The sequence below is a fragment of the Hyphomicrobiales bacterium genome, from assembly GCA_016125495.1.
Taxonomy (GTDB): domain Bacteria; phylum Pseudomonadota; class Alphaproteobacteria; order Rhizobiales; family RI-29; genus RI-29.
Window position 1 is genome coordinate 70,229 of record WGLQ01000008.1, and the last position, 24,566, is coordinate 94,794.

The 24,566-nt window shown below is 67.1% G+C and carries 21 protein-coding genes; 12 read left to right on the forward strand and 9 right to left on the reverse strand.

The features are described from left to right. Window positions 1-19: 19 nt before the first annotated feature. Window positions 20-1,552 (forward strand): methyltransferase, encoded by a 1,533-nt coding sequence (locus tag GC150_07995; protein MBI1384834.1) that lies wholly within the window; start codon window positions 20-22, stop codon window positions 1,550-1,552. A gap of 95 nt (window positions 1,553-1,647) precedes the next feature. Then, window positions 1,648-2,262 (forward strand): helix-turn-helix domain-containing protein, encoded by a 615-nt coding sequence (locus GC150_08000; GenBank protein ID MBI1384835.1) that lies wholly within the window; start codon window positions 1,648-1,650, stop codon window positions 2,260-2,262. Here GC150_08000 and GC150_08005 read toward each other — a convergent pair. From GC150_08005 to GC150_08020, 4 genes are all read right to left on the reverse strand, one after another. Continuing rightward, the gene (locus GC150_08005; protein ID MBI1384836.1) at window positions 2,259-3,212 is read right to left on the reverse strand and encodes a dihydrodipicolinate synthase family protein; all 954 of its coding nucleotides are present in this window, start codon (window positions 3,210-3,212) and stop codon (window positions 2,259-2,261) included. The genes GC150_08000 and GC150_08005 overlap by 4 nt on opposite strands. Window positions 3,213-3,223: 11 nt before the next feature. Continuing rightward, window positions 3,224-4,396: a M24 family metallopeptidase gene (locus GC150_08010; GenBank protein ID MBI1384837.1), complete on the reverse strand. Its 1,173-nt coding sequence runs from the start codon at window positions 4,394-4,396 to the stop codon at window positions 3,224-3,226. A gap of 88 nt (window positions 4,397-4,484) precedes the next feature. Further along, window positions 4,485-5,657 (reverse strand): ArgE/DapE family deacylase, encoded by a 1,173-nt coding sequence (locus tag GC150_08015; protein ID MBI1384838.1) that lies wholly within the window; start codon window positions 5,655-5,657, stop codon window positions 4,485-4,487. Window positions 5,658-5,695: 38 nt separating this feature from the next. Continuing rightward, on the reverse strand, window positions 5,696-6,745 hold the full coding sequence (locus GC150_08020) for a GntR family transcriptional regulator (protein MBI1384839.1): 1,050 nt from the start codon (window positions 6,743-6,745) through the stop codon (window positions 5,696-5,698). A 147-nt stretch (window positions 6,746-6,892) separates the two neighbouring features. Here GC150_08020 and GC150_08025 point away from each other — a divergent pair, with 147 nt between their 5' ends. From GC150_08025 to GC150_08045, 5 genes are all read left to right on the forward strand, one after another. Beyond that, on the forward strand, window positions 6,893-7,717 hold the full coding sequence (locus GC150_08025; protein MBI1384840.1) for a transporter substrate-binding domain-containing protein: 825 nt from the start codon (window positions 6,893-6,895) through the stop codon (window positions 7,715-7,717). A 247-nt stretch (window positions 7,718-7,964) separates the two neighbouring features. Beyond that, complete coding sequence (locus GC150_08030; GenBank protein ID MBI1384841.1) at window positions 7,965-8,693, forward strand: ABC transporter permease subunit; 729 nt, start codon at window positions 7,965-7,967, stop codon at window positions 8,691-8,693. Window positions 8,694-8,707: 14 nt separating this feature from the next. Further along, window positions 8,708-9,436: an ATP-binding cassette domain-containing protein gene (locus GC150_08035; protein ID MBI1384842.1), complete on the forward strand. Its 729-nt coding sequence runs from the start codon at window positions 8,708-8,710 to the stop codon at window positions 9,434-9,436. Between the two features lie 25 nt (window positions 9,437-9,461). After that, a complete protein-coding gene (locus GC150_08040) occupies window positions 9,462-10,580 on the forward strand; it encodes a mandelate racemase (GenBank protein ID MBI1384843.1) in 1,119 nt (372 codons plus the stop codon). After that, on the forward strand, window positions 10,577-11,725 hold the full coding sequence (locus tag GC150_08045) for a hypothetical protein (GenBank protein MBI1384844.1): 1,149 nt from the start codon (window positions 10,577-10,579) through the stop codon (window positions 11,723-11,725). Before GC150_08040 ends, GC150_08045 begins: the two co-directional genes overlap by 4 nt. Window positions 11,726-11,742: 17 nt before the next feature. Here the strand turns inward: GC150_08045 and GC150_08050 are convergent, their stop codons facing one another. Next, window positions 11,743-12,951 carry an acetate/propionate family kinase gene (locus tag GC150_08050; protein MBI1384845.1) on the reverse strand — a complete coding sequence of 403 codons (1,209 nt, stop codon included), beginning with the start codon at window positions 12,949-12,951 and terminating at the stop codon, window positions 11,743-11,745. A gap of 240 nt (window positions 12,952-13,191) precedes the next feature. On the opposite strand from GC150_08050, the gene GC150_08055 reads away from it, so the two are divergent. From GC150_08055 to GC150_08065, 3 genes are all read left to right on the forward strand, one after another. Further along, entirely contained in the window at window positions 13,192-14,142 is a 951-nt protein-coding gene (locus tag GC150_08055; GenBank protein ID MBI1384846.1) for a hypothetical protein, read from the forward strand. Between the two features lie 204 nt (window positions 14,143-14,346). After that, complete coding sequence (locus GC150_08060; protein ID MBI1384847.1) at window positions 14,347-16,089, forward strand: type I secretion system permease/ATPase; 1,743 nt, start codon at window positions 14,347-14,349, stop codon at window positions 16,087-16,089. A 20-nt stretch (window positions 16,090-16,109) separates the two neighbouring features. Further along, on the forward strand, window positions 16,110-17,465 hold the full coding sequence (locus GC150_08065; protein MBI1384848.1) for an HlyD family type I secretion periplasmic adaptor subunit: 1,356 nt from the start codon (window positions 16,110-16,112) through the stop codon (window positions 17,463-17,465). Window positions 17,466-17,493: 28 nt separating this feature from the next. Here the strand turns inward: GC150_08065 and GC150_08070 are convergent, their stop codons facing one another. After that, the gene (locus GC150_08070; GenBank protein MBI1384849.1) at window positions 17,494-18,582 is read right to left on the reverse strand and encodes a carbohydrate kinase family protein; all 1,089 of its coding nucleotides are present in this window, start codon (window positions 18,580-18,582) and stop codon (window positions 17,494-17,496) included. A 244-nt stretch (window positions 18,583-18,826) separates the two neighbouring features. Between GC150_08070 and GC150_08075 the strand changes: the two genes are divergently transcribed. Further along, the gene (locus GC150_08075) at window positions 18,827-19,930 is read left to right on the forward strand and encodes a mandelate racemase (protein MBI1384850.1); all 1,104 of its coding nucleotides are present in this window, start codon (window positions 18,827-18,829) and stop codon (window positions 19,928-19,930) included. Window positions 19,931-19,953: 23 nt separating this feature from the next. Here the strand turns inward: GC150_08075 and GC150_08080 are convergent, their stop codons facing one another. Further along, a complete protein-coding gene (locus GC150_08080; protein MBI1384851.1) occupies window positions 19,954-20,985 on the reverse strand; it encodes a hypothetical protein in 1,032 nt (343 codons plus the stop codon). Between the two features lie 35 nt (window positions 20,986-21,020). Continuing rightward, the gene (locus GC150_08085) at window positions 21,021-21,923 is read right to left on the reverse strand and encodes an enoyl-CoA hydratase/isomerase family protein (GenBank protein ID MBI1384852.1); all 903 of its coding nucleotides are present in this window, start codon (window positions 21,921-21,923) and stop codon (window positions 21,021-21,023) included. Here GC150_08085 and GC150_08090 point away from each other — a divergent pair. Beyond that, window positions 21,842-22,840, forward strand: a complete 999-nt coding sequence (locus tag GC150_08090; GenBank protein ID MBI1384853.1) for a Rieske 2Fe-2S domain-containing protein — start codon at window positions 21,842-21,844, stop codon at window positions 22,838-22,840. The two genes, GC150_08085 and GC150_08090, sit on opposite strands and share 82 nt — an antisense overlap. 42 nt (window positions 22,841-22,882) lie before the next feature. On the opposite strand, the gene GC150_08095 is transcribed toward GC150_08090, so the two are convergent. After that, window positions 22,883-24,559 carry an AMP-binding protein gene (locus GC150_08095; GenBank protein MBI1384854.1) on the reverse strand — a complete coding sequence of 559 codons (1,677 nt, stop codon included), beginning with the start codon at window positions 24,557-24,559 and terminating at the stop codon, window positions 22,883-22,885. Window positions 24,560-24,566: the final 7 nt, after the last annotated feature.

The following is a 24,566-nucleotide window of genomic DNA, read 5'->3' on the forward strand; positions in this document are numbered from 1 at the left end:
CATCCTGGAGGGTCGAGACATGGGGCGCCGTGAAGGTCGGGCGCGTCAGCGCCGTGATACCACCGAGGGGCTGGGCCAGTTGGCGTGGCGCGAGGTGCGCAATCCCCACCCGCCAATCGAGATCCTCGACCCGGATCAATTGGACGCCATCCACGACACCTCGATGCGTGTCCTTTCCGAGATCGGCATCAGGGTGCTCGAGGGCGAAGCCCGCAGCCTCCTGCGCGCGGCCGGAGCGATGGTGGACGAAGCCAGTATGATGGTCCGCTTCGATCCCGGCCTTGTCGAAGAGATGGTCGGCTGGGCGCCGTCCGAGGTGACGTTGCACGCCCGCAATCCCGCCCGCAACGTGACGCTCGGGGGCAACCGGATCGTCTTTTCTTCCGTGATGTGCCCGTCGTTCGCCAATGATCTCGATCGCGGCCGACGGGCCGGGACCTTCGATGAAATGCTCGATTTCGTGCGCGTCGTGCAGGCCCTCAACGTGGTGCACCAGGCAGGCGGCGGCGGCTTCGAGCCACTCGACCTGCCGGCCGAGACCAGGCATCTCGATGTCGCCTACGCCCACGCCAAGCTGACCGACAAGACCTGGAAGGCCTGGTGCAACGGACGCGAGCGGGCGCGCGATGCCATCGCCATGGCCGGCCTGCTGATGGGCTGGAGCGAGGAGGAGATGGCGCGGCGCCCAGTGCTGACCGCCCCGATCAACACCAACTCGCCTTTGCAGATCGACATCCCAATGGCCGAGGGCATCATCGAGATGGCGCGGGTCGGGCAGCCCCTCGTCATCACGCCGTTCACGATGGCAGGCGCCATGAGCCCGGCCACCGAGGCCGGTGCACTCGTCGTGCAGAACTCCGAGGCGCTCGCGGGCTGCGTCCTGGCGCAGGCGGTGCGCAAGGGCGCGCCCGTCGTCTACGGCGCTTTCACCACCAATGTCGACATGCGTTCGGGCTCGCCCGCCTTCGGCACGCCGGTATTCGCCAAGGCGACCTGGGCGTCCGGACAACTGGCACGCCGCTATGGCCTGCCGTTCCGCTCGTCCAACAACACGGCCGCCAATCTGGTGGACGCACAGGCCGCCTACGAAAGCCAGATGTGTCTCTGGAGCGCGATCACGGCGCACGCCAACATCATTTTCGCGGCCGCCGGCTGGTTGGAAGGCGGGCTCTCGGGCTCGTTCGAGAAGCTGATCCTCGATGCCGAGATGCTGCAGATCCTGGTCAAGACCCTGGAACCCATCCAGGTGGACGAGGACACCATGGGATTCGCCGCGATCAAGGAGGTCGGCCCGGGCGGGCATTTCTTCGGTTCGTCACACACGCTCGCGCGCTACGAGCGCGCCTTCTACAGCCCGATGCTCAGTGATCGTCGGAATTACGAGACCTGGAGCGAGGAGGGACGCGAGAGCACGGCCATGATGGCCAACAGGCTCTGGAAGCAGTTGCTCGAGGAGTTCGAGGAGCCGCCGCTCGATGTCGCCGTCGACGAGGCGTTGCGTGACTACGTGGCGCGCCGCAAGCACGAGATCCTCGGACGCAGCGCGGCCTGAGCCCACTATCACGGCAGGCGAGCGCGGCAAACGGTAAGCCGGGTTGCCATGCGGCGGCTCGGCCGATATTGCGGGCTGGTGTCGTGCATGGCCGGATGCGGCCGACAGGGGCGGAAATCCCGAAGGTGTCGGAAATCGAGGACGAAACCATCAACGCGCTCGTCGGGCGTGCGATCCGCGGCTTCCGCGAGGAGCGATCGCTGACGATCCGTCGCTTGTCGGAGGTCTCGCGCGTTTCACCGGGCATGATCTCGCGGATCGAGGGCGGGCGCGTTTCACCATCGCTCTCGACCCTCAAGGCGCTCGCTGACGCCCTCGGCATGCCGCTCGCCAACCTCTTCCAGCATACCGCCGGCATCGCGGACATCTCGTACGTCAAGGCGGGGGGAGGGCTGCCCTCGCGGCGCTACCACGCCGACCACGAGCACGATTTCAGGCTTCTCGGTCATCACCGCGACGATGCCGTGCAATTCGAGCCTGCAATCGTGACGATCGAGCGCCGGGACGGGGACCGGCACCCCTTCTATCTCAGTCGGGGCTTCGTCTTCATCTACGTTCTGGAAGGCGAAGCCGTCTATGGCTACGGCGACGACAGGTTCGAGGTCGGGCGCGGCGACAGCGTCAGTTTCGATGCCTCCGTCCGGCACGGGTTCGTCGAACTGCTGACCCCGTCGCTGACGTTCCTCAGCGTTTTTGCCAAGCGGAACTAGTCGGGAAGGGTTCGGACCGGCTGGCTCGCTCGGCCGCTCGCGGGCAATCCCGACATCCCTTCCGGCATGCTCTGCATCACCGCCGCCAACCGTTCACGCTCGGCCGCCGTCAGATCGGGCAGCGGTCGGCGAACGCTCCCGCCGCGCCAGCCCCGCAACTGCATCGCCGCCTTGACGGTCTGCGGCTGGCCGAACTCCCTGGCGAGAGCCCGGTAGGGATACCAGCCGCGATGCAATTGGCCGGCGCGGCGCGCGTCGCCGTCGGCCATGCCATCATAAATTTCCCTAATGAGTTCCGGCAGCGCGCAGCTGTTGGTGGAACTCAGGCCGTCGAAGCCGGCTGCGAGCGGGGCCAGCATGGCGAGGTCCGAAGCGGCCAGCACCCTGATCCGGCCGACGAGGTTGGCGGCGATGCGATCTACCACGGTCGGTGACAGATCGCCCTGCTTCAGCGCGACGATACCGTCGAGGTCGGCGAGTTGCTCGAGGAGGGCGGGCGGCAGGGTCGGGCCGACGCCGGGCGCGTTGTATATCATGACGCCGAGGGGCGAGTGACGTGTCAAGCGTCGGAAAAACTCGACGACATGGCCATCGGTCACCTCGGACACATAGGGGGGCGTAACCATCGCCAGCCCCCCCAAACCTGCGGCCAGTTCCGTCAACTCCTCGACCACCCGCTGATCGGAGTGCGCGGTGCAGAGCAACACCGGGACACGGTCGCCGACCACCTCCATGGCGCGGCGGAAAAGGAGGGCGCGCTCCTCGACCGTCTGGACCGCGAACTCGCCATAGGTCCCACCAATGAGAATTCCATCGTAACCGAAACCGATCGCCCGCTCGATCGCTTCGGCCAGCGCATCGAGGAGCATATCGCCTTCGGCCCCGAACGGGGTCACCGTGATATTGAACAGACCCCGAACGCGCGCCCGCACCTCATCTCGATCCCGCATGGCCTCATCCTTCAAACGATCAGCATGTCGCGCGAAAGACCGCTGAGTTCGCGGCACCCCTCATCCTCGACGACCGCGGTGGCGCTGACGCCGACCGTGAATTTCCCGTAGATCCGCAGGGCTGGGGGCAAATGGAAGACCATCCCCTTCTCGATCGGCACGTCGATGCCCGAATAAAGACTCAACACATTTCCCTCTCCCCAATCCGGCGCGAAGGAAATGCCGATGCTGTAGCCCGTGCGCTTCTTGAAGTTCTCGGTGTAGCCGTAGCGATCGATCACGCCCTGGCAGGCCTCGTGGACCTCGGCGCACGTCTTTCCGGGGCGCAGTGCCGCAAGCGCCGCATCGAGCGCCTCGATGCAGCAGTCCATCATGCGCAGTGCCACATCGTCTGGTCTGCCGATCCAGGCGCTACGCATGAGGGTGGCATGATAGCGGTCGTGGCAGGCAGCCAGTTCGAGGAAGACGGGATCGCCGGGGCCGATGATCCGCCGGCGCCAGGTGCCATGGGGAACGCCGGAACGTTCGCCGCTCGACATTAGCGGCTCCATACCGACATATTCGCTCCCGGCCGCGATGGCGGCGCCCATCATGGCGGCAACGACATCGTTTTCGCTCGCGCCGACACGCACCGCCGCAAGGCCCGCGCTCATGCCGGCATCCGTATAACGCGCCGCCGTCTCGATCTTGCCGATCTCGGCGGGCGACTTCACCGCGCGCAGGCGCTCGACAACGCCGGCTCCGTTGCCAAGCTCCCCGCAGCTGGCGACAAGCGCCTTGTAGATCGCTATAGGAAGGAACCAGCCGCGCTCGTCGATGGCAAGGCGCCGGCCGCGCCAGCCGAGTGCATCGATGGCATTGACGGTCTCGGCCACCGGATCGGCGTTGTCGAGGTAGGGGCGAATATTCGTCAAATGGGAGTTGGCGACGAGATTGTTCAACTCGAGCTGGCGAACGATGAACACGGGCTCCCCGTCGACCGGAAGCAGCAGCGCCTGGTAGGTGTAGTAGCCGGGCGTCTGCTGACCCGTGAGGTAGTATATGTTCTCCGGGCCCGTAATGATCATCACATCGATGCCGCGCGCCGCGAGGCCCTCTCTGGCGCGGGCCATACGCGCGTCGAATTCCGACTTCGGAAAGGTCGCCTCCTTACCGGAGGCGACGACGGCGCCGGATACTCCCATGGCATTTCCCTTCCATTGTTGCGTTTGCCGGCTCGCCCGGCGGACGCGCCAGACGCCGAGAGCATGGAGCCCCGCGTCGGCCCGCCGTTCAGCCCTGGTAGTCTTTCTTTGCCCCGAGCATAGCTTGCGCGATGTCGCGATAGATGAGCGCCGAGCGCGTCAATTCCTCGACGGGAACGAACTCGTCCGGCTTGTGGGCAACCGCGAGCGCGCCAGGCCCAACGACCACACCCTCGGCACCCAGTGAGCGAAAATGGACGAGGTCGCATCCGCCCTGGAAGCCGCCGATCGAGGACTGGGGATTGCCGTGATGCCGGCAGGCGCCAACCGACGCCTCGACGATCGGATGGTCGCGAGCGGTCTCGGAAGCCGACCCCGTCGTCGGCCGGAAGCCAACGATGCCAGCGGTCGTGCCGGCTTCGCGCGCCGCCTCCTCGACGAGCCGGCGCAGGCCATCGAGCACGCGCTCCTCCTCCTCGCCCGGCACCATCCGACGGTCGAGGACGAACTCGCAGGCATCGGGCACGACGTTGTCGGCGACCCCGGCACTCGCGCGAACGACGGTGAGGCTGGCCGAGCCGACGAGATCGTGGGTTCGGGCACGCACCTTCTCGTGCTCGGCAACGATGCGCTCGAGCAAGGGAACAGAGCGCAGGATCGCGTTGACGCCGAGGTCCGGCATGCCCGAATGCGACGAGATGCCGTCGACGCGAACGATGGGGCGCAGGCTGCCCTTGTGTGCGGTCACGGTGCTGCACCCGGTCGGCTCGCCGATGACGCAATAGTCGATCGGGGCGGCGGTCCGGGCATAGGTTTTTGCGCCCTCGCTGCCGACCTCCTCGTCCGCGACGAAGACGCCGATCAGGGTTCCCGACCAGCGCTCCCGATCGGCAGCGAGCAGGCGAAGGGTTTCGAGCATCGCGGCGAGCGGGCCCTTGGCGTCGCAGGCACCGCGGCCATAGAGGCAGCCATCCTGCTCGACCAGCTTGAAGGGATCGCGCGACCAGCCGGAACCGGCAGGCACGACGTCGATGTGCGTGTTGAAGGCGAAGGACGGGCCCGGTCCGTTCGCGAGCACCCCGACAACGTTCGTGCGGCCCGCGCCGCAGTCGAGAAAATCAACCGCGAACCCCATCGACGACAGAATCTCGCCGATGTAGCGCGCGGCCTCGACCTCGCGACCCGGCGGGTTCTGCGTGTCGAAGGCCACGAGCCGGGCGAGTTGCATCTTCATACGCGCGATGTCTGGTGTCGACGTCATTTCGGCCTCGCGGCGAGAGGGAGTTGGCGGGGGACGCGTCAGGATTGAGGCATGCCGGTACGGGACCGGTGAGCGTGGGATGCGGCAACGCGTGGACGGAAAGCCATGGCATTCTGAAGATGGGTCCTGATGAGGCGTGAGGCCTTCCTCAGATCGTCCGCCTCGAGCGCGGCGATGATCGCGAGGTGCTCGTGACACCAGGTCTGCACACGTCGCATATTGTTGTAGTCCCTGTACTCCATCAGCTGGCGCAAGCGGTTCTGCTGAACGACTGCGGAGTGGAAATAAAAGTTGCCGGAGGCCTCTGCGATCATCTCGTGGAAATCGGCATCGATGCGATATGCCATGCGATTGGTGCGCTCGCCGATGGGCATGGCGAGAAACGCATCGTGGAGATCGCGCGCCCGCGCGAGCACACCGCAGGAGATCGAAAAGCCCTCGAGGAGCGGTATTTCCGGTTCGATGGCGAGGCGGAAGGCGTAACTGGCATCGCTGGCTTCCGGTGTCAGGAGGGCCGGGTTGAAGCGGAACCGGCCGCGCCCATGGGCCTCGACCACACCCTCGGCCTGGAGGTCGCGGAGGACCTTGTTGGAGAGGCGCTGGCTCACTGCATAGCGGCTGGCAAGCTCGCCAGCCCTGAACTCGGAGGCGAGGAAGCCACCGAGACGGTCGCCGACGATGCGATCGAAGAGCGCCGCCGCATCCGTCACCGGCATCTCGATCGCAGGCTCGAAGAGGTCGCCGGACGACGTGATGAGGAAATAACCTTTGTTGGGCCGCCATTCCACGATTCCTGCATCGCGCAGCGCGGCCAGCATACGGCGGACGGGCGTGCGGGACACGCCGAGACGATCGGCAAGGTCCTGCTCGCGAAGGTGGTCACCGGCGACGAGACCGGAGTTCTTGATGTAACCGATGAGCCGACCACGCAGGGATGAGTAGCCGAACTCGCCCCTGCTGCCCGCCTGCTCGAACACGTCCGTTGCTCCTGTCTCAAGCAATTCCTGATGGCTCCCAGGCGAATGCCTGGTCACCCGGTGGCCGGCCCGACCTGCCTTGGGGAACGGCACCGCGCCGGCAAACTGCATGATATTTGGTCTTCCATTGTACCCAAGTGCTGATAGGATACAATCGCGAAGTTGGGAGCCGCTGCGTCAAGCCGCGTCTCCCTGTGCGAACGGGCCGCCTTGCGGGTGACGGCCACGCGCGCTGTTGTCGTGTGATGGAGGAAAGACATGCGTCTGAAGCACTTCCTGGCACTTGCCGGCGGTCTCGCCGCCTTCTGCGCCGTGGCGCCGGCGGCATCGGCGGCCGAGGTGGCCGCCCCGGGCAAACTCGTCGAGAGCGGCCGGTTGACCTACGGAACGGCTGCCACCTTCCGACCGTTCGAGTACACGGTCGATGGCAAGCTGGTCGGCTTCGACATCGAGCTCGGCGCGCACATGGCCAAGCTCATGGGACTGGAGCCCAACCCCATGCCAATGGATTTCAAGGGCCTCATTCCCGCGCTCCAGTCCGGACGGATGGACCTCATCAATTCAGCCATGTACATCAAGCCGGAGCGGGCCGAGCAGGTCGATTTCGTTCCCTACATGCGGGTCGGCAACGAGGTCATCGTGCGCAAGGGCAATCCCCGTGGCGTGAATTCCAGGGACGACCTCTGCGGCGCCAAGGTCGCCGTCACACTCGGCGGGATCCAGGAGAATTACGCTCGCGAGGATGACGCCAAGTGCAAGGCCGCCGGCAAGACCGGAGTGGAAGTCATGACGTTCCCGACCGCGCAGGACAGCGCTCTCGCGGTCCGCACCGGCCGCGCCGATGCCTTCTACAATTCCACCCCCGGGGCAATCGTTCAGGTTGCCGAGGCGCCGGATGCCTACGAGATCGTCGGCACGACGTTCGCTGCCGATACGCTCATCGGCTTTGCCGTGCAGAAGGGAAATACCGACATGAAGGCGGCTGTCGAAGCGGCACTGAAGGCCGCCGTCGCGGACGGCACATACGCCACGCTCATGAAAAAGTACAATCTTCCCGAGGCGGTGTCGCTGTTCAACAACTAGCCATCCTTGGAGCCGCTCGCGCCAGCGGCATCAACGCGATGCCGAGGCGACCGTGCCCCGCTTCTCCGGTGGTGGCGCGTTGAGGGAAACGAAAGGGCGGGCGGCACGGTCGACAGGACCCGCCGCCCGCCCGACGGGCGGGGGTCTAGCAACCGGGCGTGCCCGACAGTCGATCCGTGTTCGACAGTCGCTGCGCGGGCGGCGTCAGGTTGCGATCAGAATTCGATCTGGAGCGATATTTGGACCGATGGACGCGCTGACCCTGATCCTGCAATACATAACATCCGCGAGCTTCTTCAAAGCAGCGATGTTCACGCTGTTCCTGACGATCATGGCGGTGCTGCTCGGAATCTTGTTCGGCCTCATCGTGGCGATCGCACAAGAATCCAAGATAAAACTCCTTCAACCGTTCGTCGTCGGTTACCTTTGGCTGTTCCGGGGCACACCCGTTCTCTTCCAGATCATATTCATCTACAATGTGCTGCCGCAATTCGGCATCCTGCTCTCGGGGTTCACATGCGCCATCCTGGCGCTCTCGCTCAACGAGTCCGCGTACATGTCGGAGATCCTGCGCTCCGGGCTCCAGGCGGTCGGACGCGGCCAGCGCATGGCCGGGCGGGCGCTCGGAATGCGTGATTCCCAGGTGATGACGCACGTCGTTCTGCCGCAGGCGCTGCGCATCGTCATCCCTCCGATCGGCAACCAGTTCATCGGGATGCTCAAGACATCCGCCCTCGTTTCGGTGATCGCGGTCGAGGAGCTGCTGCTGGTGGCCAACCAGACGGCAAGCGCGAATTTCCGCTACCTCGAGGCGCTGTCCGCCGCCGGGATCTATTATCTCATCTTCACCACCATCTTCATGATGCTGCAGTCCCGGATCGAGGTCTGGGCCCGAGGCAAACGAGGCCGGCGTGGGCGCGGCGCGAGGGCGGCAGGTTCCGAAACTCAAAAGGCGGCGGTCGGGAGTGCATCATGACAACGGCGACGCCGATCATCCGGGTCAAGGGCCTCAACAAGAGCTTTTCCCACCTCAACGTCCTCAAGGACATCTCGATCGACTTCAAGTCGGGCGAGACCGTCGTCATCATCGGACCGTCGGGATCGGGAAAGTCGACGCTGCTGCGCTGTCTCAACCTCCTCGAGGTGCCCGAGTCGGGAACCATCGAGTTCGACGGCAAACCCATCGACGCGCACCGCAAGGACGCCCACCTCGTGCGCCGCCAGCTCGGCATGGTGTTCCAGAATTTCGAGCTCTTCCAACACCTCACCGCACTGCAGAACATCATGCTGGCGCAGCGCGTGGTTCTGCAGGCCAGCGCCAGCGATGCGGAGGCCGTGGCGCGCGAGATGCTGAACAAGGTGCACATCCCCGAAAAGGCCGACAGCTATCCGGACGAACTGTCCGGAGGGCAACAGCAGCGTGTCGCTATCGCCCGTGCGCTCGCCATGAAGCCGAGGCTGATGCTCTATGACGAACCGACTTCGGCGCTCGATCCCGAGATGATAAAGGAGGTTCTCGACGTCATCCGCGAGTTGTCTGGCGAGGGCATGACCTCGATCGTCGTCACGCACGAGATGGGTTTCGCGCGCAGCGTCGCCGATCGCATCATCTTCATGGACGAAGGCCAGATCGTGGAGGACGCGTTGCCGGAAAAATTCTTCTCCGAAGCAGCCAAACCACGCACGGCGCGCTTCCTCAACCAGATCCTCCACCATTGAGACCCCCCATGCCGAGCCCCCGCTCATGAGCGCCAATCCGCGTCCGAGCGTCGCCCTCGGGGCCCGGTGGCTCAGCTACGAAGCAGGCTATGGGGTTCATACCGCGACGTCGGGGCCGATCGGCGGGCTTCGGGCCGTCTATCTGACGCTCGACTACGGGGATGTTCGCGGGCAAGGAGAGGTCAGAACCAACATCGCCTATCTCAACGGGCTCGATCAGGCAGAGATCGAGAAGGAAATCGCGGACAAGGTTCCCCGTGTCCGGCTCACGGATCGGCCGGGCGAGGATCGGGCCGGGCTCGACGCCCGGCTCGGCACTGCGTCCACGGGCGTGCGCCTTCTCCTCGAACTGGCGCTCGCCGACGCGGAGGCAAAACGGGCTGCAACGTCGGTCGCGGGGATGATGGGGGCGGAACCGGGACCGCTCGCCTCGACGACCAACCAGACGTTGTTCCTATCCACCAACGAGGCCATGCTCGAGCGTGCCCGCGCCTACCTCGAGCGCGGCTTCCGTCAGCTCAAGCTGCGGATGGGGCGTGGTACACCCGAGGGCGACATCGCGCGTCTCGAACTCCTACGCTCGAGCTTCGGCGATGAGGTGGTGCTTTCGGCCGACCTCAACGGGACGTGGAGCCGGGAGGATGCGCGCCGCTGGATGCCTGCGCTCTGCGACCTCGCGCTCGACTACATCGAGCAGCCGCTGACGGGCGACGACCACGAGGGTCTCATCGCGCTCGCGCGGTCATTCGATCTGCCGGTCATGCTGGACGAGAGCATCCTCGACATCGAGACCTGCCGCGTGCTGACGGCGCGCGAGCCACGGTTCATGGTCCACCTGAAGCTGGCCAAGCTCGGCGGCCTCGACCGTCTCGCCGAAGCGGTCCGGGTGGCGCGAGGAAATGGCGCGCGGATCATGATCGGTCAGATGAACGAGGGGGTTCTGGCAACAGCCGCGACGCTGGCGGCGGCCGTCGCGCTGGCACCCGAGCGAGCGGAGCTTTATGGCGCCGACAGGCTCGCGGACGACCCGTTCGAGGGCATGACGTACCACGCGGGGACGGTGGCAGTTGCCGGCGCGTTCGGTTTCGGCGTCACCCAGCGGCGAGAGATTCCATCCCTCGTTGCGGGAGAAGGCCTGCGATGACTTCCGCGCCGAGCATTCTGCTCACCGATGAGCCGCCTCGTATCGGCCTGCGCTATGCGGTTCTGGGAGCGCTCGCTGCATCGATCGCGCCTGCCGCCCGCTGTGTAGCCGTGGTTGGCCCGCCACCCGAGGAGAGTGTGCACGCGCGCCAGCACGTGACGCCGGTCGGCAGAAGGGAGGAGAATGGAATTCTCTGGCTCGAACGTGCCGGGGTCGCCTGGCGGCGCGGCGATCGTGCGCAGCGGCTCGAGGTCGAAGGGAGCACGCGCACCGTCTCGCTTTCCACCATCTGGATCGGCAGCCAGGCCGTTCTCACAGACGAGGCGAAGCGCGTTCTTGCCCATCTCGATGCGGACCGTCATGGGCGCCTTGCACTGCGGGCCGCGACAGATGCCCCGGCGTGGCTGAGAAACACGTCCCGATCGACGCCGGTTCCCGGCGCGCGGCGAACCAGCGTCACGGTCATCAGCAACGAGCAACGCCTGCCGTCGATCTATGGGGCGGTGCATGCGGCGCTCGGGGATGCCGCGGACGCCCTCGGCATCGACCTCGAGATTTCGGTTGCCGGCGCCATACCTCCGGATGCCTGCGACGGCGTCGTGCTGCCCGGCGGGGCGGAGATGAACCAGGTGCGGCTGCTCGGCGAGGCCGTCCGGGTTGCAGGGGAACGTAATTTGCCGGTGTTGGGGCTGTGCCTCGGCATGCAGAGCATGGTCCTTCACGCGCTGCGCACCGTGCCGGGGCTCGAACAGGCCGAACTTGCCGAGACGCATCCCGATGCGCCGTTGCACGCTTTCGTGCCGATCGTCTCAGGAGACGGGCGGAGGGTTGCCAGGCTGGGTGATCGCATGGTCTCGGCGCACCCGGCAAGCCGCCTCTTTGCCATGCTTCAGCGCCATGGGCTCGCGACAGAGTGGCGCGAACGCATGAACCACAGTTTCCAGGCCAATCCGAAACTGCTCGGGCACCTCGAGACGACCGGCATTTCGCTCCTCTCGATCGACGTCGAGAGCGGCTCCCTCGATCTCGTGGCGAACGAGAGCCGGAACTTCCTCGTCGGCGCGGAGGGCCATCCCGAGCTGAACTCGACACCGCACCGCCCACATCCGCTGATAATGGCCTTCCTCATCGCGGCTTCCGGTTGACGCGCATCGACGCCGCTTTACGCGCCCCCGCTCACGTCGCACCCGATGGCCCGCAGACCCGCGCGCGCCAGAACGCGCTCCTCGTCGGTTTCGAGCACCAGCACCGTGACGGGCGCACCGGCCTGCGACAAACGCGTCATTCCACCGGCATTGGCCGAGGCATCCAGCGCGATGCCGAGCCAGCCGAGCGGCTCGCAGACGCGGGCGCGGATCTCGGGGGCGTTCTCCCCGATGCCACCCGTGAAGACCAGGACATCGAGACCACCGAGGCAGGCCACGAGCGCGCCGATCTCCTTTCGGACGCTGTGAACGAAGAGTTCGACGGCATGCGCCGCGCCGGGCTCCGGGCTCGCCAGCAGGTCGCGCATGTCGCCACTGACACCCGAAACCCCGAAGAGACCGGAGCGGTGGTAGAGAAGATCGAGGATCTCCTCGACCGAGCGGCCTTCCTCGCGGACGAGATAGGGCACGAGACCGGGATCCAGGCGACCGCATCGCCGCCCCATCGGCAGGCCGTCGAGGGCGGTCAGCCCCATGGTGGTCGCAATGCTGCGACCACCCGAGACGGCACAGAGGCTGGCGCCGTGCCCAAGGTGCGCGATGACGACGCGCCCCTCGGCCGCGGCTCCGACGTGGCTGGCGAGAACGCTCACGATGTGCTCGTAGGACAGACCGTGAAACCCGAAGCGGCGCAGACCCCGCTCGAAACAGTCCGGTGGCAGCGCGAAGGTCTGCTCCACCCATGGCATCGTTCGGTGGAAGGTCGTGTCGAAACAGGCGATCTGCGGCAGGTGCGGCCAGCGAGCGGCAACGAGGCGCATCGCCTCGATGTTGTGCGGCTGATGCTCGGGCGCGAGTGGGCTCAAGGTCTCGAGGTGATCCAGCACGGCGGGCTCGATGCGCGTCGGGGCATCGTAGCGCCCGCCATCGTGAACGACACGGTGCGCCACGACCGCGAACGGGGCGACCGGTCCGGGCCTCATCTCGAGCCAATCCAGAGCGGACTCGAGGGCCTCGGCGTGGCGGATGCCGGCACCGGTCGGACTCAATGACCGGAGCATGAGGCTGGCTCCGGCGGCATCGCGCACACTGAGGCGAGCCGCTCCCTGAATGTTGTCCACCTTACCCGCGAACAAGACTTCCGGTTCACCACCCTCGACCGCGCGGTAGACCGCGAACTTGACGCTCGACGAGCCGACATTGACCGTCAGGACTTCTCTCGCCACGGTTCCTCCCCGTTCTGTCGCCAGCCGCCGCTTCAGTCATGGTAGCGCCCGGGCGACCAAGCCAATAGCGGGTCCGAGGCGCCTTTCGAGCGTTTGGTGCCCGAAGGATGCGTCAACTCCATGAAGGCCGACCACGGCCGACGTCGATTTTTCGGGTTACCGAAGGATTAAGCCAGCCACTGCGTCGTTCTCACTGCAAGCCGGAACCCAACCCGGCGGGTCAAGAAAGTGGAGACGAGCATGGCACGCATCATCGGAAACGACGACGCCAACATCATCACCGGTACGGCGCTCGCCGACCAACTCTTCGGGCGCAGCGGCGACGACATCCTGCGCGGCCTCGGGGGCAATGACTGGCTCTATGGCGAGGCCGGAAGCGACAAGCTCTACGGCGGCATCGGTATCGACCGGCTCTACGGCGGTGGCGAGGACGACTTCCTCTACGGCGAAGACGGCACAGACTACCTCTATGGTGAGGCCGGCAACGACTTCCTCTCCGGCGGCAACGGCAACGACTTCCTCTATGGCGGCGGCGAGGACGACAAGCTGCGCGGCGATGCCGGCAACGACTTCCTCGACGGCGGCGACGGCAACGACGACATGCGTGGCGGCACCGGCAACGACAAGCTCTACGGCCGCGACGGCAATGACGACATGTTCGGCGAGGCGGGCGATGACCGGCTCGAGGGCGGCGATGGCAACGACACGATCGACGGCGGCGACGGCGTCGACACCATCTTCGGCGGCAAGGACAACGACACGATCCGCGGCGGCAACGGCAAGGACGTCATCTATGGCGGCGACGACAACGACGACATCGCCGGCGGCAACCACGATGACCTCCTCTACGGTCAGCATGGCAACGACGTGATGCGCGGCAACTCCGGCAACGACAAGCTATATGGCGGGGATGGCGACGACACGATGTATGGCGGCCTCGGCAACGACCTGCTCAACGGCGGCGCGAGCGATGATACCGCCGTGTTCCTCGGCAGCCTGCAGCAGTACACCTTCAGCCTCGGCGCCAACAACAGCGTCATCATCCGCCATGTCGGTGGGACCAAGCTGGACGGCACGGACACCGCGATCAGCATCGAGCAGTTCGACTTCACGAACCGCGACCTGTCGATCTCCGACGTGCTCAAACTCGTCGGCCAGAACCCGGCCGACTACGACAGCATCCTGAACTGAGAATTCTCCTCCCGTCGATCATGAGCCGATCGGGAGGACGAGTGCGGGCGGCGAACGCCGCCCGCCGGGGGCGAGGAAAGGGTGGGCCGAGTGACGCCTCGGCCAGGGCAGGCCCGCCCTTTCCTTCCCGACCGAGCGGCCGAGGCCGCGACCAATCCCATCCAACCCCCAAGGGAGCCCTGGTTGCAAGCCGGAGGCAACGTCATGTCGCGCAAGACCGAAGCCAAGCCCCAGGATGCCGTTGGTCAGGCAATCGGCCATCTTCGCCGGGCGCTGGCGCCCGTGATCGGTTTCAGCTTCCTCATAAATCTCCTCATTCTGATCGTTCCGCTCTATACGCTGCAGGTCTACGACCGAGTCGTCACGTCCGGCCATCTCGAGACACTGCTCGCCCTCTCGCTGATCGCGTTGGTGGCGCTGGTCGCGGCCGGCATCCTCGATGCAGCCCGCAGTGCCATGGCGAGTCAATGCGCGACCTGGCTCGATGCCGGCCTTGCTCCGGTCGTGCTCGATGCCGCGATCCGAGCCCGCAAGGCGGGCGAGAGTGGTGGCGCCCGGGCCCTCGCCGAACTCGGGGCGGTCAGAAGCTTCATTGCGAGCCCGGCGGTCGCCAGCATTCTCGATGCGCCGTGGTCGCTCATTTTCATCACTCTCACCTGGCTGCTCGATCCGCTGCTCGGTTTGCTGGCGGTCGCCGGCGCGCTTACACTATTTCTCCTCGGCCTTGCCCAGGAGATCGGCATGCGAGCTATGGAGAAGCGCAACGCCGAGGCCGAGGCCGAACTCGGGGACGTCGCGGAAGGCTCGGTCCGGAACGCCGAAACCATCCTGGCGATGGGCATGGGCAGCGACATCGCGCGCACCTGGCGCGCGCGTCACGACGCGGTGCTCGAGGACAGCCGGCGCATCCTGATGATAGGAGCGGTGCTCGGCGCGCTCTCGCGCAGCACCCGGCTGGCGCTGCAAGCGGGCGCGATCGGGCTCGGCGCCTATCTCGTGATCGCCGGAACACTGACGGCCGGAGAGATGATCGCGGCCTCGATCATGATCGGTCGGGCGCTCGGTCCACTCGAAGGGATCGTCGTGGCATGGCGCCAGTTCTCCGGCGCACGGGTTCGCTTGCGGCGCATTCGCGATTTGCTGGCGCGACATCCGCAAGAGGCGCGGCGGACAGCACTCGGCGAGCCCCGGGGTGAACTCGCACTCGACGACGTCAGTCTCTTCCCCGGCGGTGGCGGTCCGGCCATCCTCAACCAGGTTTCCCTCTCGGTCCGACCGGGCGAGATTCTCTCGGTCCTCGGGCCTTCGGGGGCTGGTAAGACCTCGCTGCTGCGCTGCATGGCGGGCATCCAGGAACCGAGCTACGGCTCGGTGCGCCTCGACGGGGCGCGGCTCGCAGACTGGGGCTGCGGGAGGATCGGGCAGCACGTCGGATATCTCTCCCAGGAGATCGAGCTGTTCGATGCCACGATCGCCGAGAACATCGCGCGGCTCGGCGAGGGCGACGATGCCGAGATCGTCGAGGCGGCCCGCAGGGCCGGCGCTCACGAAATGATCCTCTCTCTGCCGCAAGGCTACGAGACGGCCATCGGGAGCACTGGGGTCCGTCTCGCGGCCGGTCAGCGCCAGTTGATCGGGCTGGCCCGCGCTCTCTACCGGCGGCCCTGCCTGGTACTGCTCGACGAGCCGAATGCCAATCTCGACCAGCGCGGGGAAGTGGCGCTGGCGCGGGCGGTGCGGGAGGCGGCGGCCGGCGGGGCTAGCGTGGTCGTCTGCGGACACCGTCCCTCGACGATCGACCTCGGGACGCGAGTGATCGCACTCGGCGAGGGACGTGTCGTGGCGAGCGGGACGCGCGAAGAGATGAAAACCAGGCTCCGTGGCGCGCGCCGGAGGATCGGCAATGGCCGGAACGAACCATCGCTCGCGGTGGTCAGAGAAGCCTGAAACACGGAGCGAGGAGGACGATGATGCGCGGGCCGGAGCGAAGGACGACAATCGAGCATGAAGCGGCGCTCGAGCCATTGTTCAACAATGAATGGGCAGGGCGCGACCTCGCCAAGGCGACGCGGGGCGCGCGCTGGCTGGGGTTCCTGGTCGGCGCCGGGGCAATCGCGGCATTCGTCCTCTGGGGCGGCTTCGTGCCGCTGGCCGGAGGCGTGGTTGCCGAGGGTGTGCTGCGCGCCGAGGGTGGCACGCGGGTCGTCCAGCATCTGGAAGGCGGTGTCGTCGCAATGGTCCAGGTGCGCGAGGGTGAGCGCGTCGCGGCCGGACAACCTCTACTCACCCTGGCGAAGGTGGACGCGGTCGCCGATCGTGACCGGCTCCGCCTCGCGCTCATCGACCTCGAGGCGCGCGAGGCGCGGCTCGTTGCCGAGGAGGCCGGTCGCGAGAACCTCGAATTTCCCGCCGCACTGAGGGAAGAGGCGGACGCGGCGCCTTTCGTTTCCATCCAATCCGCCCTCTTTGCCGCTCGCAAGGCGGCACTCCATGCCCAGGTGAGCGCGCTCGAGGAGCGGGGGCGTCAGCTGACCGACACGCTGCGGGCGCTCGAGGCGCGGCTTGTGAGCGTGGAGGGTCAGCTCGACGTGATGCGCGAGGAAGCCGCCGACAAGGAAAAACTCCTCGCACGCGGTCTCGCCCGGAAGCCCGAGGTGCTGAGCCTCAGGCGCTCACTGATCGAGCTCGAGGGACGGGCGGCCGAGTTGCTGGCACAGCGCTCGATCGGGGCGGGCGAGCGGGCCGAGGTGGAGATGCGGCTCGCAGCGCTGCGATCTGAACGCCAGAGCGAGATCAACAAGGAACTCGCGGACGTGCGCACCAGCCTTGCGGGAGCCCGCGAGCAGCACCGCGCCCGCGCCGACGTCGTGGCCCGCGCCGTCGTCACCGCGCCGATCGAGGGGCATGTCGTCAACTTGCGCGTGATGACGCCGGGCAGCGTCGTCAGACCGGGTGATGTGCTGCTCGAGATCGTACCTCGTGGCGAGGAACTCCTCGTTGAAGCGCGCGTTGCCATCAACGACGTCGACAACGTGCAGCCGGGCCTTGCGGTGGTCGTCTCCCTGCCGGGTTACCCCGCGACGACGCCGCGGCTGTCGGGGACCGTGCGCCACGTCTCGGCGGACCGCATCGAGGATGCCCAGGCCCGCACCGCCTACTATGTCGCCGAGGTCGCACTGGCCGCGGACGAAAACCGGGCGGGCGTCGAATTGCGCTCCGGAATGGCGGCGCAGGTGCTGATCGTCACCGGCGAGCGCACCATGGCGCGCTACCTTTTCGATCCCTTCATTCGCGCCCTCGAGCGTGGCATGCGCGAAAGCTGAACCGGGACGGAGAGCGGACCGCCGCGCCTCAGCATGGCCAGGCGCGCACCGCCGGCTCGCCGCTGCCGGCGCGCGCTGCGATCTCCTCGCGCGAGAGCAGCCCCGACTGGGTATCGACGTGGCCGATCACGCTGGCGGCGTTGTGACTGGCGGCGACGAGCGCCTCGCCAGCCCCTCGGCCTTCGGCCAGCATCACCGAAAGGGTTGCAGCGAATGCGTCGCCCGCCCCGGCGGTGCCCATCACCGGCACGCTCACGGTCGCACAGTAGGACAGCTCGCCCGGGCGTGAGAGGTAGGCGCCGCGCCCACCGTCGGTGACGGCGACGGAGTGCACGCCGGAGGCGTGCATGGCCGCCATGAAACCGGCGAGGGTCAGTTCGAACCCGCCCGAGGAAAGACCGCGCGCGAGCAGCGGCGGGGGCGTTTCACCGGGTTCGAGGGTCACCGTTGCGCCTCCCTCGCCGAACCGTGCCACCAGAGCGGGGACGAGGACGTCGGCCTCGCTGCGGTTGATGGTGAGGAGATCGAGGTGAGGCAGGCTCTCGAGAAAGGCCCCGCCGCGCGCTGAAAGCTGGCGCAGGCCCGGGTTGGCGGCGACGAATGCCCCGGCCTTGCGAGCCCGCGAGACGATGTCCGGAAAGCAGTCCGCCGACTGGTTCGACAATGAGGAGACATAAACGAGGTCGACTGCGAGACCGTCGGCGGTGACGTCGCAGGCCTCGAGGAGCGTGTTGGCACCGCGGAAGGTGAAGATCGCGGCATCGCGCTCGTGGGAGGAGATCATCACCGAGGCGCCCGTCGGCGCGCGCGCGTCACGCACCACCCAGCGCGTCGAGACGCCTTCGCTCATCAGGCGCTGGAGCACGATTTCGGCGCGGGCATCGCGCCCGAGCTTGACCAGGGTCGAAACGTCGAGCCCGAGGCGCGCCATGGCGACCGCGACGTTGACCGCGCCGCCGCCGACATGGGCCGAAATCTCGAGGGCCTCGGTCTTGCGCCCTTCCTCGAGCAGGAGGAAGGCCGTGTCGGCATTGCGCATCGTCATGCGCTCGATGCGTTCGCTCTCGACGATCGCAATCGTGTCGACCATGGCTCCGCCGATGGTGATCGCCCGCATCGCGACTTGCCTCCCTCGCTTCCCCGCAACCGGTTTGGTCATCCGGCCCGGGTGCCTTATGCCAGCGAAACGGACGGACCGCCAAGCCGGCTGGTCCGCAACCCCGGCTTGCGGCCATACAAAGCCGCCACCGCGCCGGTCGCGATGCGTGATTGCCCTCGACGCCGAGTGGCGGTCGTGGCAATCGGTGGCGCGCGCCAGCCCGTCAGCCCACAGCACAACCCCGTTTCGAGGGCCAAGACCGATGAAGATCACCGCGATCCGCGCCTACCAGGTCGATCTGCCGCTCGAGGAAGGGCGCTACAGCTGGTCGAACGACAATGCGGTCGACGTCTTCGATGCGACCGTGGTCGAGGTCGTGACCGATGCCGGCATCACCGGCTACGGAGAATGCACACCGCTCGGGCCGGCCTATCTTCCGGCCTATGCCAAGGGGGTCAGGACCGGTATCGCGGAAATCGCGCCACGGCTCATCGGCCTCGATCCGACCGAACTCGGCGTTCTCAACCGGCGCATGGACGAGGCGCTGCGGGGCCACCCCTACGTCAAGTCGGCGATCGACGTCGCCTGCTGGGACATTCTCGGCAAGGTCGCGGGGCTGCCGGTCCACCGTCTCCTCGGCGGGAGCCAGACCGATGGCATCAAGCTCTACAGGGCGATCTCGCAGGAGAGCCCCGAGGCGATGGCCCGCAAGGTCGAGCGCTACCGCGGTGAGGGCTACACGAAGTTCCAGCTCAAGGTCGGCGGCAACGCGGACGAGGACATCGCGCGCATTCGCGCCTGCCGCGCCGTACTCGGCAAGGGCGACATCCTCATCGCCGACAGCAACACCGGCTGGACCATGCACGAGGCGGCGCGCGTGGTGAAGGCGGTCGACGACATCGACGTCTACATCGAGCAGCCCTGCCGGACCTATGCCGAATGTCTCGCAGTCAGGCGCCGCACGGCGCTGCCGTTCGTCCTCGACGAGATCATCGATGGGGTCGAGACGCTGATGCGTGGTGTGGGCGACCTCGCCATGGACGTCATCAACCTCAAGATTTCCAAGGTCGGCGGCCTCACCAAGGCGCGTCAAATGCGCGATCTCTGCGTCACTTGCGGCGTCGCCATGACGATCGAGGACACCTGGGGGGGCGACATCGTGACGGCGGCGATCGCGCATCTTTCACAGTCGACGCCGGAGGAGTTCCTGTTCTCGGCGACCGACTTCAACAGCTATGGCACCAAGGACATCGCCCGGGGCGCGCCGAAGCGCATCGACGGTGTGATGCGGGCTTCGGATGCGCCGGGGCTCGGCGTGGAACCGATCATGGAGGCGCTCGGCAAACCGATCGTCACTGTCGGCTGAACCCCACGCAAATCCGAGCGGGCTCAGACCAGCTCCGGTTCGGCAAGGCCTAGGCTGGCGGCGGATGCGGTAAGCGCGCGCAGGATTTCACGATCCACGGGGATGCCCTCCTGGCGGCGGCGCGCGCGCAGATCGGACTCGCGCTCACCCGGGATTTCGACGCGCGCGAACCCCGGCGCCGGAGGGCAGTTGCGCAATTCCTCGAGGCAGCCTTCGCTGGCCGCGCGAGCCTCGCCAGGGGGGCGGAACCGCGAAAGGTCGACGGCGATCAGGCACCAGTTGAGCCCGTCACGCGCATCGGCCGCGATCGCCTCGCCGACGAGTTCGGCGAGAAGGGCGAGACCGTAGCCCTTGGGTCCGGCCATCGGCAGCAGCCCGCCGCCCGCGAAATAGTCCTTCGGGTCGGTGGTCGGCCTGCCGGCGGCATCGACGATCAGGCCCGGCGGCAATTGTTCGCCCTTGGCGAGTGCCGCATAGACCTTGCCGCCGGCGCCGGCCGAGGTGGCGAAGTCGACGGCCACCGGCCCGCGCTCGCCTCCAGGCGCGGCGAGGGCGTAGGGGTTGGTCGGCAGCACCGCGCGCGCGCCACCGTAGGGCACAACCTGCCGCCAGTCGGCTCGTGAACCGCCGCCGAGGAGGATGGCAAGGCAACCGCCGTCGGCGGCCCGCTCGACGAAGGCGCCGATGCGACCGGTGTGGGAGACATTGGCGATGCCGACGGCCGCAACGCCCACGCTCCGGGCCGCTTCGAGCGCGGTATCCGTGGCGAGCCGCATGGCCGGGATGCCGAGGTTGTTGCCGCCATCGACGAGCGGGCCGCCACCGGGGGCGTTCTTCAGGATCGGTTCGGCGTGCGGCACGAGGCGGCCAGCGCGTGCCTGCTCGAGGTATTGCGAGAGGCGGAAGGTGCCGTGGGAGGTGACCCCGCAGAGGTCGGCATCGACCAGGTGGCCGGCGATCTCGGCGGCGAGCGCGGGCGGCTCGCCCATGGCCTCGAGGAAGCGGGATGAGAATTCCAGCAGCCGCCCCGGGGCGATGACGATCTCACGCTGCATGACCCTATGCTCCCGATGGCGCGCCTCGACGCCTCCTAATCGTTGCGCTCGCCGCCTGCGAGACGGGCGTCGCGCCAGGCGAGCGCGGCCTTGAGGCCATCACGCCGGGTGATCTCACGGAAGGCGCGGCGCGAGGGAGTGTCGAGGCACTCGATCTGGACCGCGAGATCGAGATTGGCGCGCATCGCCTCGCGCAGTCCCATGATCTCGAAGGTACGGTTGATCGCCTCCTTGGTCAGGCGGACGGCGTCGGGATCGAGGCTGGCGATGCGGCGGGCGAGCGCCAGCGCGGCCGTGCGGTGCTCGCCCTTCGGCACGACACGGTTGACGAGACCGATCTCGGCGGCGCGCTCGGCGGTCACCTTGTCGTCGGCCGAGAGCAGCAGTTCCTTGGCGTGCTTGGGGCCGACGAGCCAGGGCATCATCATCGCCGTGATGACGCTGCCAAAGAGAAGCTCCGGCTCGCCGACGATGGTGCCCTCCTCGGCGATCGTCACGTCGCAGCACATGGCGAGTTCGAAGCCGGCTGCGACGCAGTGCCCGTGGATGGCGGCGATGGTGGGCTTTGGGCAATCCCAGAAGCGGAGAAGAAATGCAAGGTCGCCGCCGAGCACGCCCCGCCAGCCCTCGATCCCAGAGGTGCCGCCGACGGCATCGTCCTTCAGGTCCATGCCCGAGCAGAACGCTCGCCCGGCGCCCGCGAGAACGATGGCACCGACCATGTCGTCGGTCTCGAGGCGGTCCAGGACTTCGGAAAGCTCGCGCTTCATGACGGCGTCGATGGCGTTGAGCCGCTTCGGTCGGTTGAGCGTCAACACGGCAACGCCGTCCGAAATCTCGAGCCGGATCGTCTTCAATGCCCCCACCGGCCACACTCCCCTTGCCGTTCGCGCGCCCGCGAGTGTGTCGCGCCTCCGCCTCGGGCGCAAGGCCCGCATGCCGCGGGCGGATGGCAAGGAGGTTGAGTTCGGGCAGACCCGAGGTTGCGCGCGGGGAGGAAAGGTGGTTCCCTTGGGCATTGGCCATCATGCCGGGAGGTTTCGCCATGACGAATTCGAACCTCGTCGAGGCCGGCGTCTATGAACGTCGGGTTCCCGTCTCGGAAGCCCGGATCTGGGAAAACGTGTTCGATTTCGAGCATTTGCCCTGGCTGCACAGATCGTCGTTCTCCTCGCTCACCTGCCTCGAGAAGGGCGATTGGGGCTGGCGGGCGGAATTGCGCCAGACAGCGGCGCCCGAACGCATCTCCATCATGGAGATCAAGGTCGAGCGCGAGGCGCGGCGCTACGTCTCGCGGATCCTCTCCGGCTTCGGGGAGGGAACGGAAATCTGGACCCACCTCATGCCGGTCGATGCCCGCCAGACCGACATCCGGGTCGCGTTCAACCTGCCCATCGCGGATCGCGCCAAGGCAGCGCGCATCGGCGAGGCCTATAAACAGCTCTATGCCAACCTCTGGGACGAAGACCTCGAAATGATGCTGGCGCGCCAGAACTATCTGGACCGCCGGCCACGCGCCGATACCGCGGTGCGCGTGCTCGGCTCTCCCGCCGACGTACGCGGCAAGCTGCCGATGACGGTGACGCTCGGCGAGGAGCGCTTCCGCATCGTCGAGGCGGACGGACGGCTCCTGGCGTTCTCGTGCATCTGCCCGCACATGCAGGGCCGGCTCGACGAAGGCGATCTCGAGGGCACCGTCGTCACTTGCCCATGGCATGGCTATCAGTTCGATATCGCGAGCGGACGCGATGTCAGCGGGCACGACCTGCGTCTCAGACCGGCGCCCGAGGTGGTGATCGACGAGGCGCGCGACGAGGTACGCCTCGAATGGCCGGTGCGGGAAGACCGCACCTGAAGATCGCAGGTCCGCGACCGACCGGTGACCGCAAAGCCGGTCTCAGGAGCCCTCCGCCTCGCGCCGCTCGCGTTCCATTCGGCGCAATTCGGAGCGCGAGACCTTGCCGCTTCGTGTCGTCGGCAGTTCGGAGACGAACTCGAAGGCACGGGGCTGCTTGTAGGGACCGATACGCTCCTTGACGTGGCGTGCGAGTTCCTCGGCGAGCGCGTCGGACGGGGCATGGCCGGCGGCCAGGAGCACGAACGCCTTGACGATCTGACCGCGCTCGGGATCGGGCACGCCGATGACGCCCGAATCCGCGACGGCCGGATGATATTGGAGAGCCTCCTCGATCTCGGCCGGACCGATGCGGAAGCCGGCACTCTTGATGAGGTCGTCGTTGCGGCCGCGATACCAGAAATATCCATCCTCGTCCTCGACCGCGAGATCGCGCGTCCGGACGAGACCACCGGGGAGCCGCATGTCGGCGGTCAGACCGGGCTCGCCCCAATAGCCGAGAAAGAGCGTCGGATCGTCGTCCGTCACGCAGACCTCGCCGACGTCGCCGCGCGCCACCGGGGTGCCATCCTCGGCGACGAGCACCACCCTGTGCCCCGGATACTCCCAGCCCATCGACCCGGGTTTGACCGGACGAAGGCGCTGGCAGTTGCCGATCATCTGGTTGACCTCGGAGAGACCATAACCCTCGTTGCAGACGACGCCGAGCTGCTCGGCAAGCCCCCTGTGCGTGTCGCCCGGCAGCGGCTCGCCGCCCGTGAAGAAGACCCGCAGGGACAGGTCGAAGCGGGCGCGCGGATTGGGCACCTGGAGGAGGCGCTTCAGGGCGGTCGGGGTGAGGAGCGAATGGGTGACGCCGTGGCGCGCCATGAGATCGAGCGCCCATTCCGGATCGAAGCGGTGCTCACTGACGACGAGACGATGACCATAGGTCAGGGCGGGAAAGACGACGTCGTTGAGCCCGCCGATCCAGGCCCAGTCGGCCCCGGTCCACATGACAGCGCCGGGTTCGCGCAATTCCAGCTGATAGAAGAGTTCGAGCGTTGCATTGAGCGCCGGCAGGATGCGGTGGCCGTGCAGGATGCCCTTCGGCCGGCCGGTCGAGCCCGAGGTGTAGATGAGGAGCGCGCCATCCTCGGGGCCGGTATCGGCGACGGCGGTGTGCGGCTCGGCGCGCGCCATGGCGTGCGCGAGCCCGATCTCGCCGGCCTGCGTATCGCCGGCAACGAGAACATGCTCGAGGCGGGAAAAACCGGCGCGCAGAGGGCGTTGTGGCTGCCAGAGCGCATCGGTCGTCACGATGACGCGGGCGCCACTGTTGTCGAGGATATGGGCGATCGTGTCGGGGCCGCTCAAGGCCGAGATCGTCGCCGCGATGGCGCCGAGTTTGTAGGTGGCAAGATGCGCGACGATCGTCTCGGGCCGCTGGGCGCTGTGGATCGCGACACGGTCGCCGAAGCCGACGCCGAGCGAGACGAGCGCCCCGGCGAGGCGGCAGGCGCGCTCCTCGAGTTCGCGGTAGCTGATCGCCGTCACTTGCCCGTCGCCCGCCTCCAAGAGGAGAGCCGGACGGTCGGCGAGTGGCCCGCGCGCGTTCCGGCCGACCAGCACTTCGGCCATGTTCAGGCGAGGAGGGATCGAAATCCTGTAGCGGCCACTCGCCGGCTCGCGCGTGAAGGCCTCGCGGGACAGGGTGCCCTGCGGAATGGTCCAGGTCATGCGAACA

Bases quoted from the DNA above. Each gene is read 5' to 3' on its own strand.
- GC150_08090 (MBI1384853.1), top strand. From the start codon at position 21,842: ATGCCCCCACCGGCCACACTCCCCTTGCCGTTCGCGCGCCCGCGAGTG.
- GC150_08010 (MBI1384837.1), bottom strand. From the start codon at position 4,396: ATGGGAGTATCCGGCGCCGTCGTCGCCTCCGGTAAGGAGGCGACCTTT.
- GC150_08030 (MBI1384841.1), top strand. From the start codon at position 7,965: ATGGACGCGCTGACCCTGATCCTGCAATACATAACATCCGCGAGCTTC.
- GC150_08095 (MBI1384854.1), bottom strand. From the start codon at position 24,559: ATGACCTGGACCATTCCGCAGGGCACCCTGTCCCGCGAGGCCTTCACG.
- GC150_08015 (MBI1384838.1), bottom strand. From the start codon at position 5,657: ATGACGTCGACACCAGACATCGCGCGTATGAAGATGCAACTCGCCCGG.
- GC150_08025 (MBI1384840.1), top strand. From the start codon at position 6,893: ATGCGTCTGAAGCACTTCCTGGCACTTGCCGGCGGTCTCGCCGCCTTC.
- GC150_08005 (MBI1384836.1), bottom strand. From the start codon at position 3,212: ATGCGGGATCGAGATGAGGTGCGGGCGCGCGTTCGGGGTCTGTTCAAT.
- GC150_08085 (MBI1384852.1), bottom strand. From the start codon at position 21,923: ATGCGGGCCTTGCGCCCGAGGCGGAGGCGCGACACACTCGCGGGCGCG.
- GC150_08065 (MBI1384848.1), top strand. From the start codon at position 16,110: ATGATGCGCGGGCCGGAGCGAAGGACGACAATCGAGCATGAAGCGGCG.
- GC150_08045 (MBI1384844.1), top strand. From the start codon at position 10,577: ATGACTTCCGCGCCGAGCATTCTGCTCACCGATGAGCCGCCTCGTATC.
- GC150_08040 (MBI1384843.1), top strand. From the start codon at position 9,462: ATGAGCGCCAATCCGCGTCCGAGCGTCGCCCTCGGGGCCCGGTGGCTC.
- GC150_08060 (MBI1384847.1), top strand. From the start codon at position 14,347: ATGTCGCGCAAGACCGAAGCCAAGCCCCAGGATGCCGTTGGTCAGGCA.
- GC150_08055 (MBI1384846.1), top strand. From the start codon at position 13,192: ATGGCACGCATCATCGGAAACGACGACGCCAACATCATCACCGGTACG.
- GC150_08020 (MBI1384839.1), bottom strand. From the start codon at position 6,745: ATGCAGTTTGCCGGCGCGGTGCCGTTCCCCAAGGCAGGTCGGGCCGGC.
- GC150_07995 (MBI1384834.1), top strand. From the start codon at position 20: ATGGGGCGCCGTGAAGGTCGGGCGCGTCAGCGCCGTGATACCACCGAG.
- GC150_08000 (MBI1384835.1), top strand. From the start codon at position 1,648: ATGCGGCCGACAGGGGCGGAAATCCCGAAGGTGTCGGAAATCGAGGAC.
- GC150_08080 (MBI1384851.1), bottom strand. From the start codon at position 20,985: ATGCAGCGTGAGATCGTCATCGCCCCGGGGCGGCTGCTGGAATTCTCA.
- GC150_08070 (MBI1384849.1), bottom strand. From the start codon at position 18,582: ATGCGGGCGATCACCATCGGCGGAGCCATGGTCGACACGATTGCGATC.
- GC150_08075 (MBI1384850.1), top strand. From the start codon at position 18,827: ATGAAGATCACCGCGATCCGCGCCTACCAGGTCGATCTGCCGCTCGAG.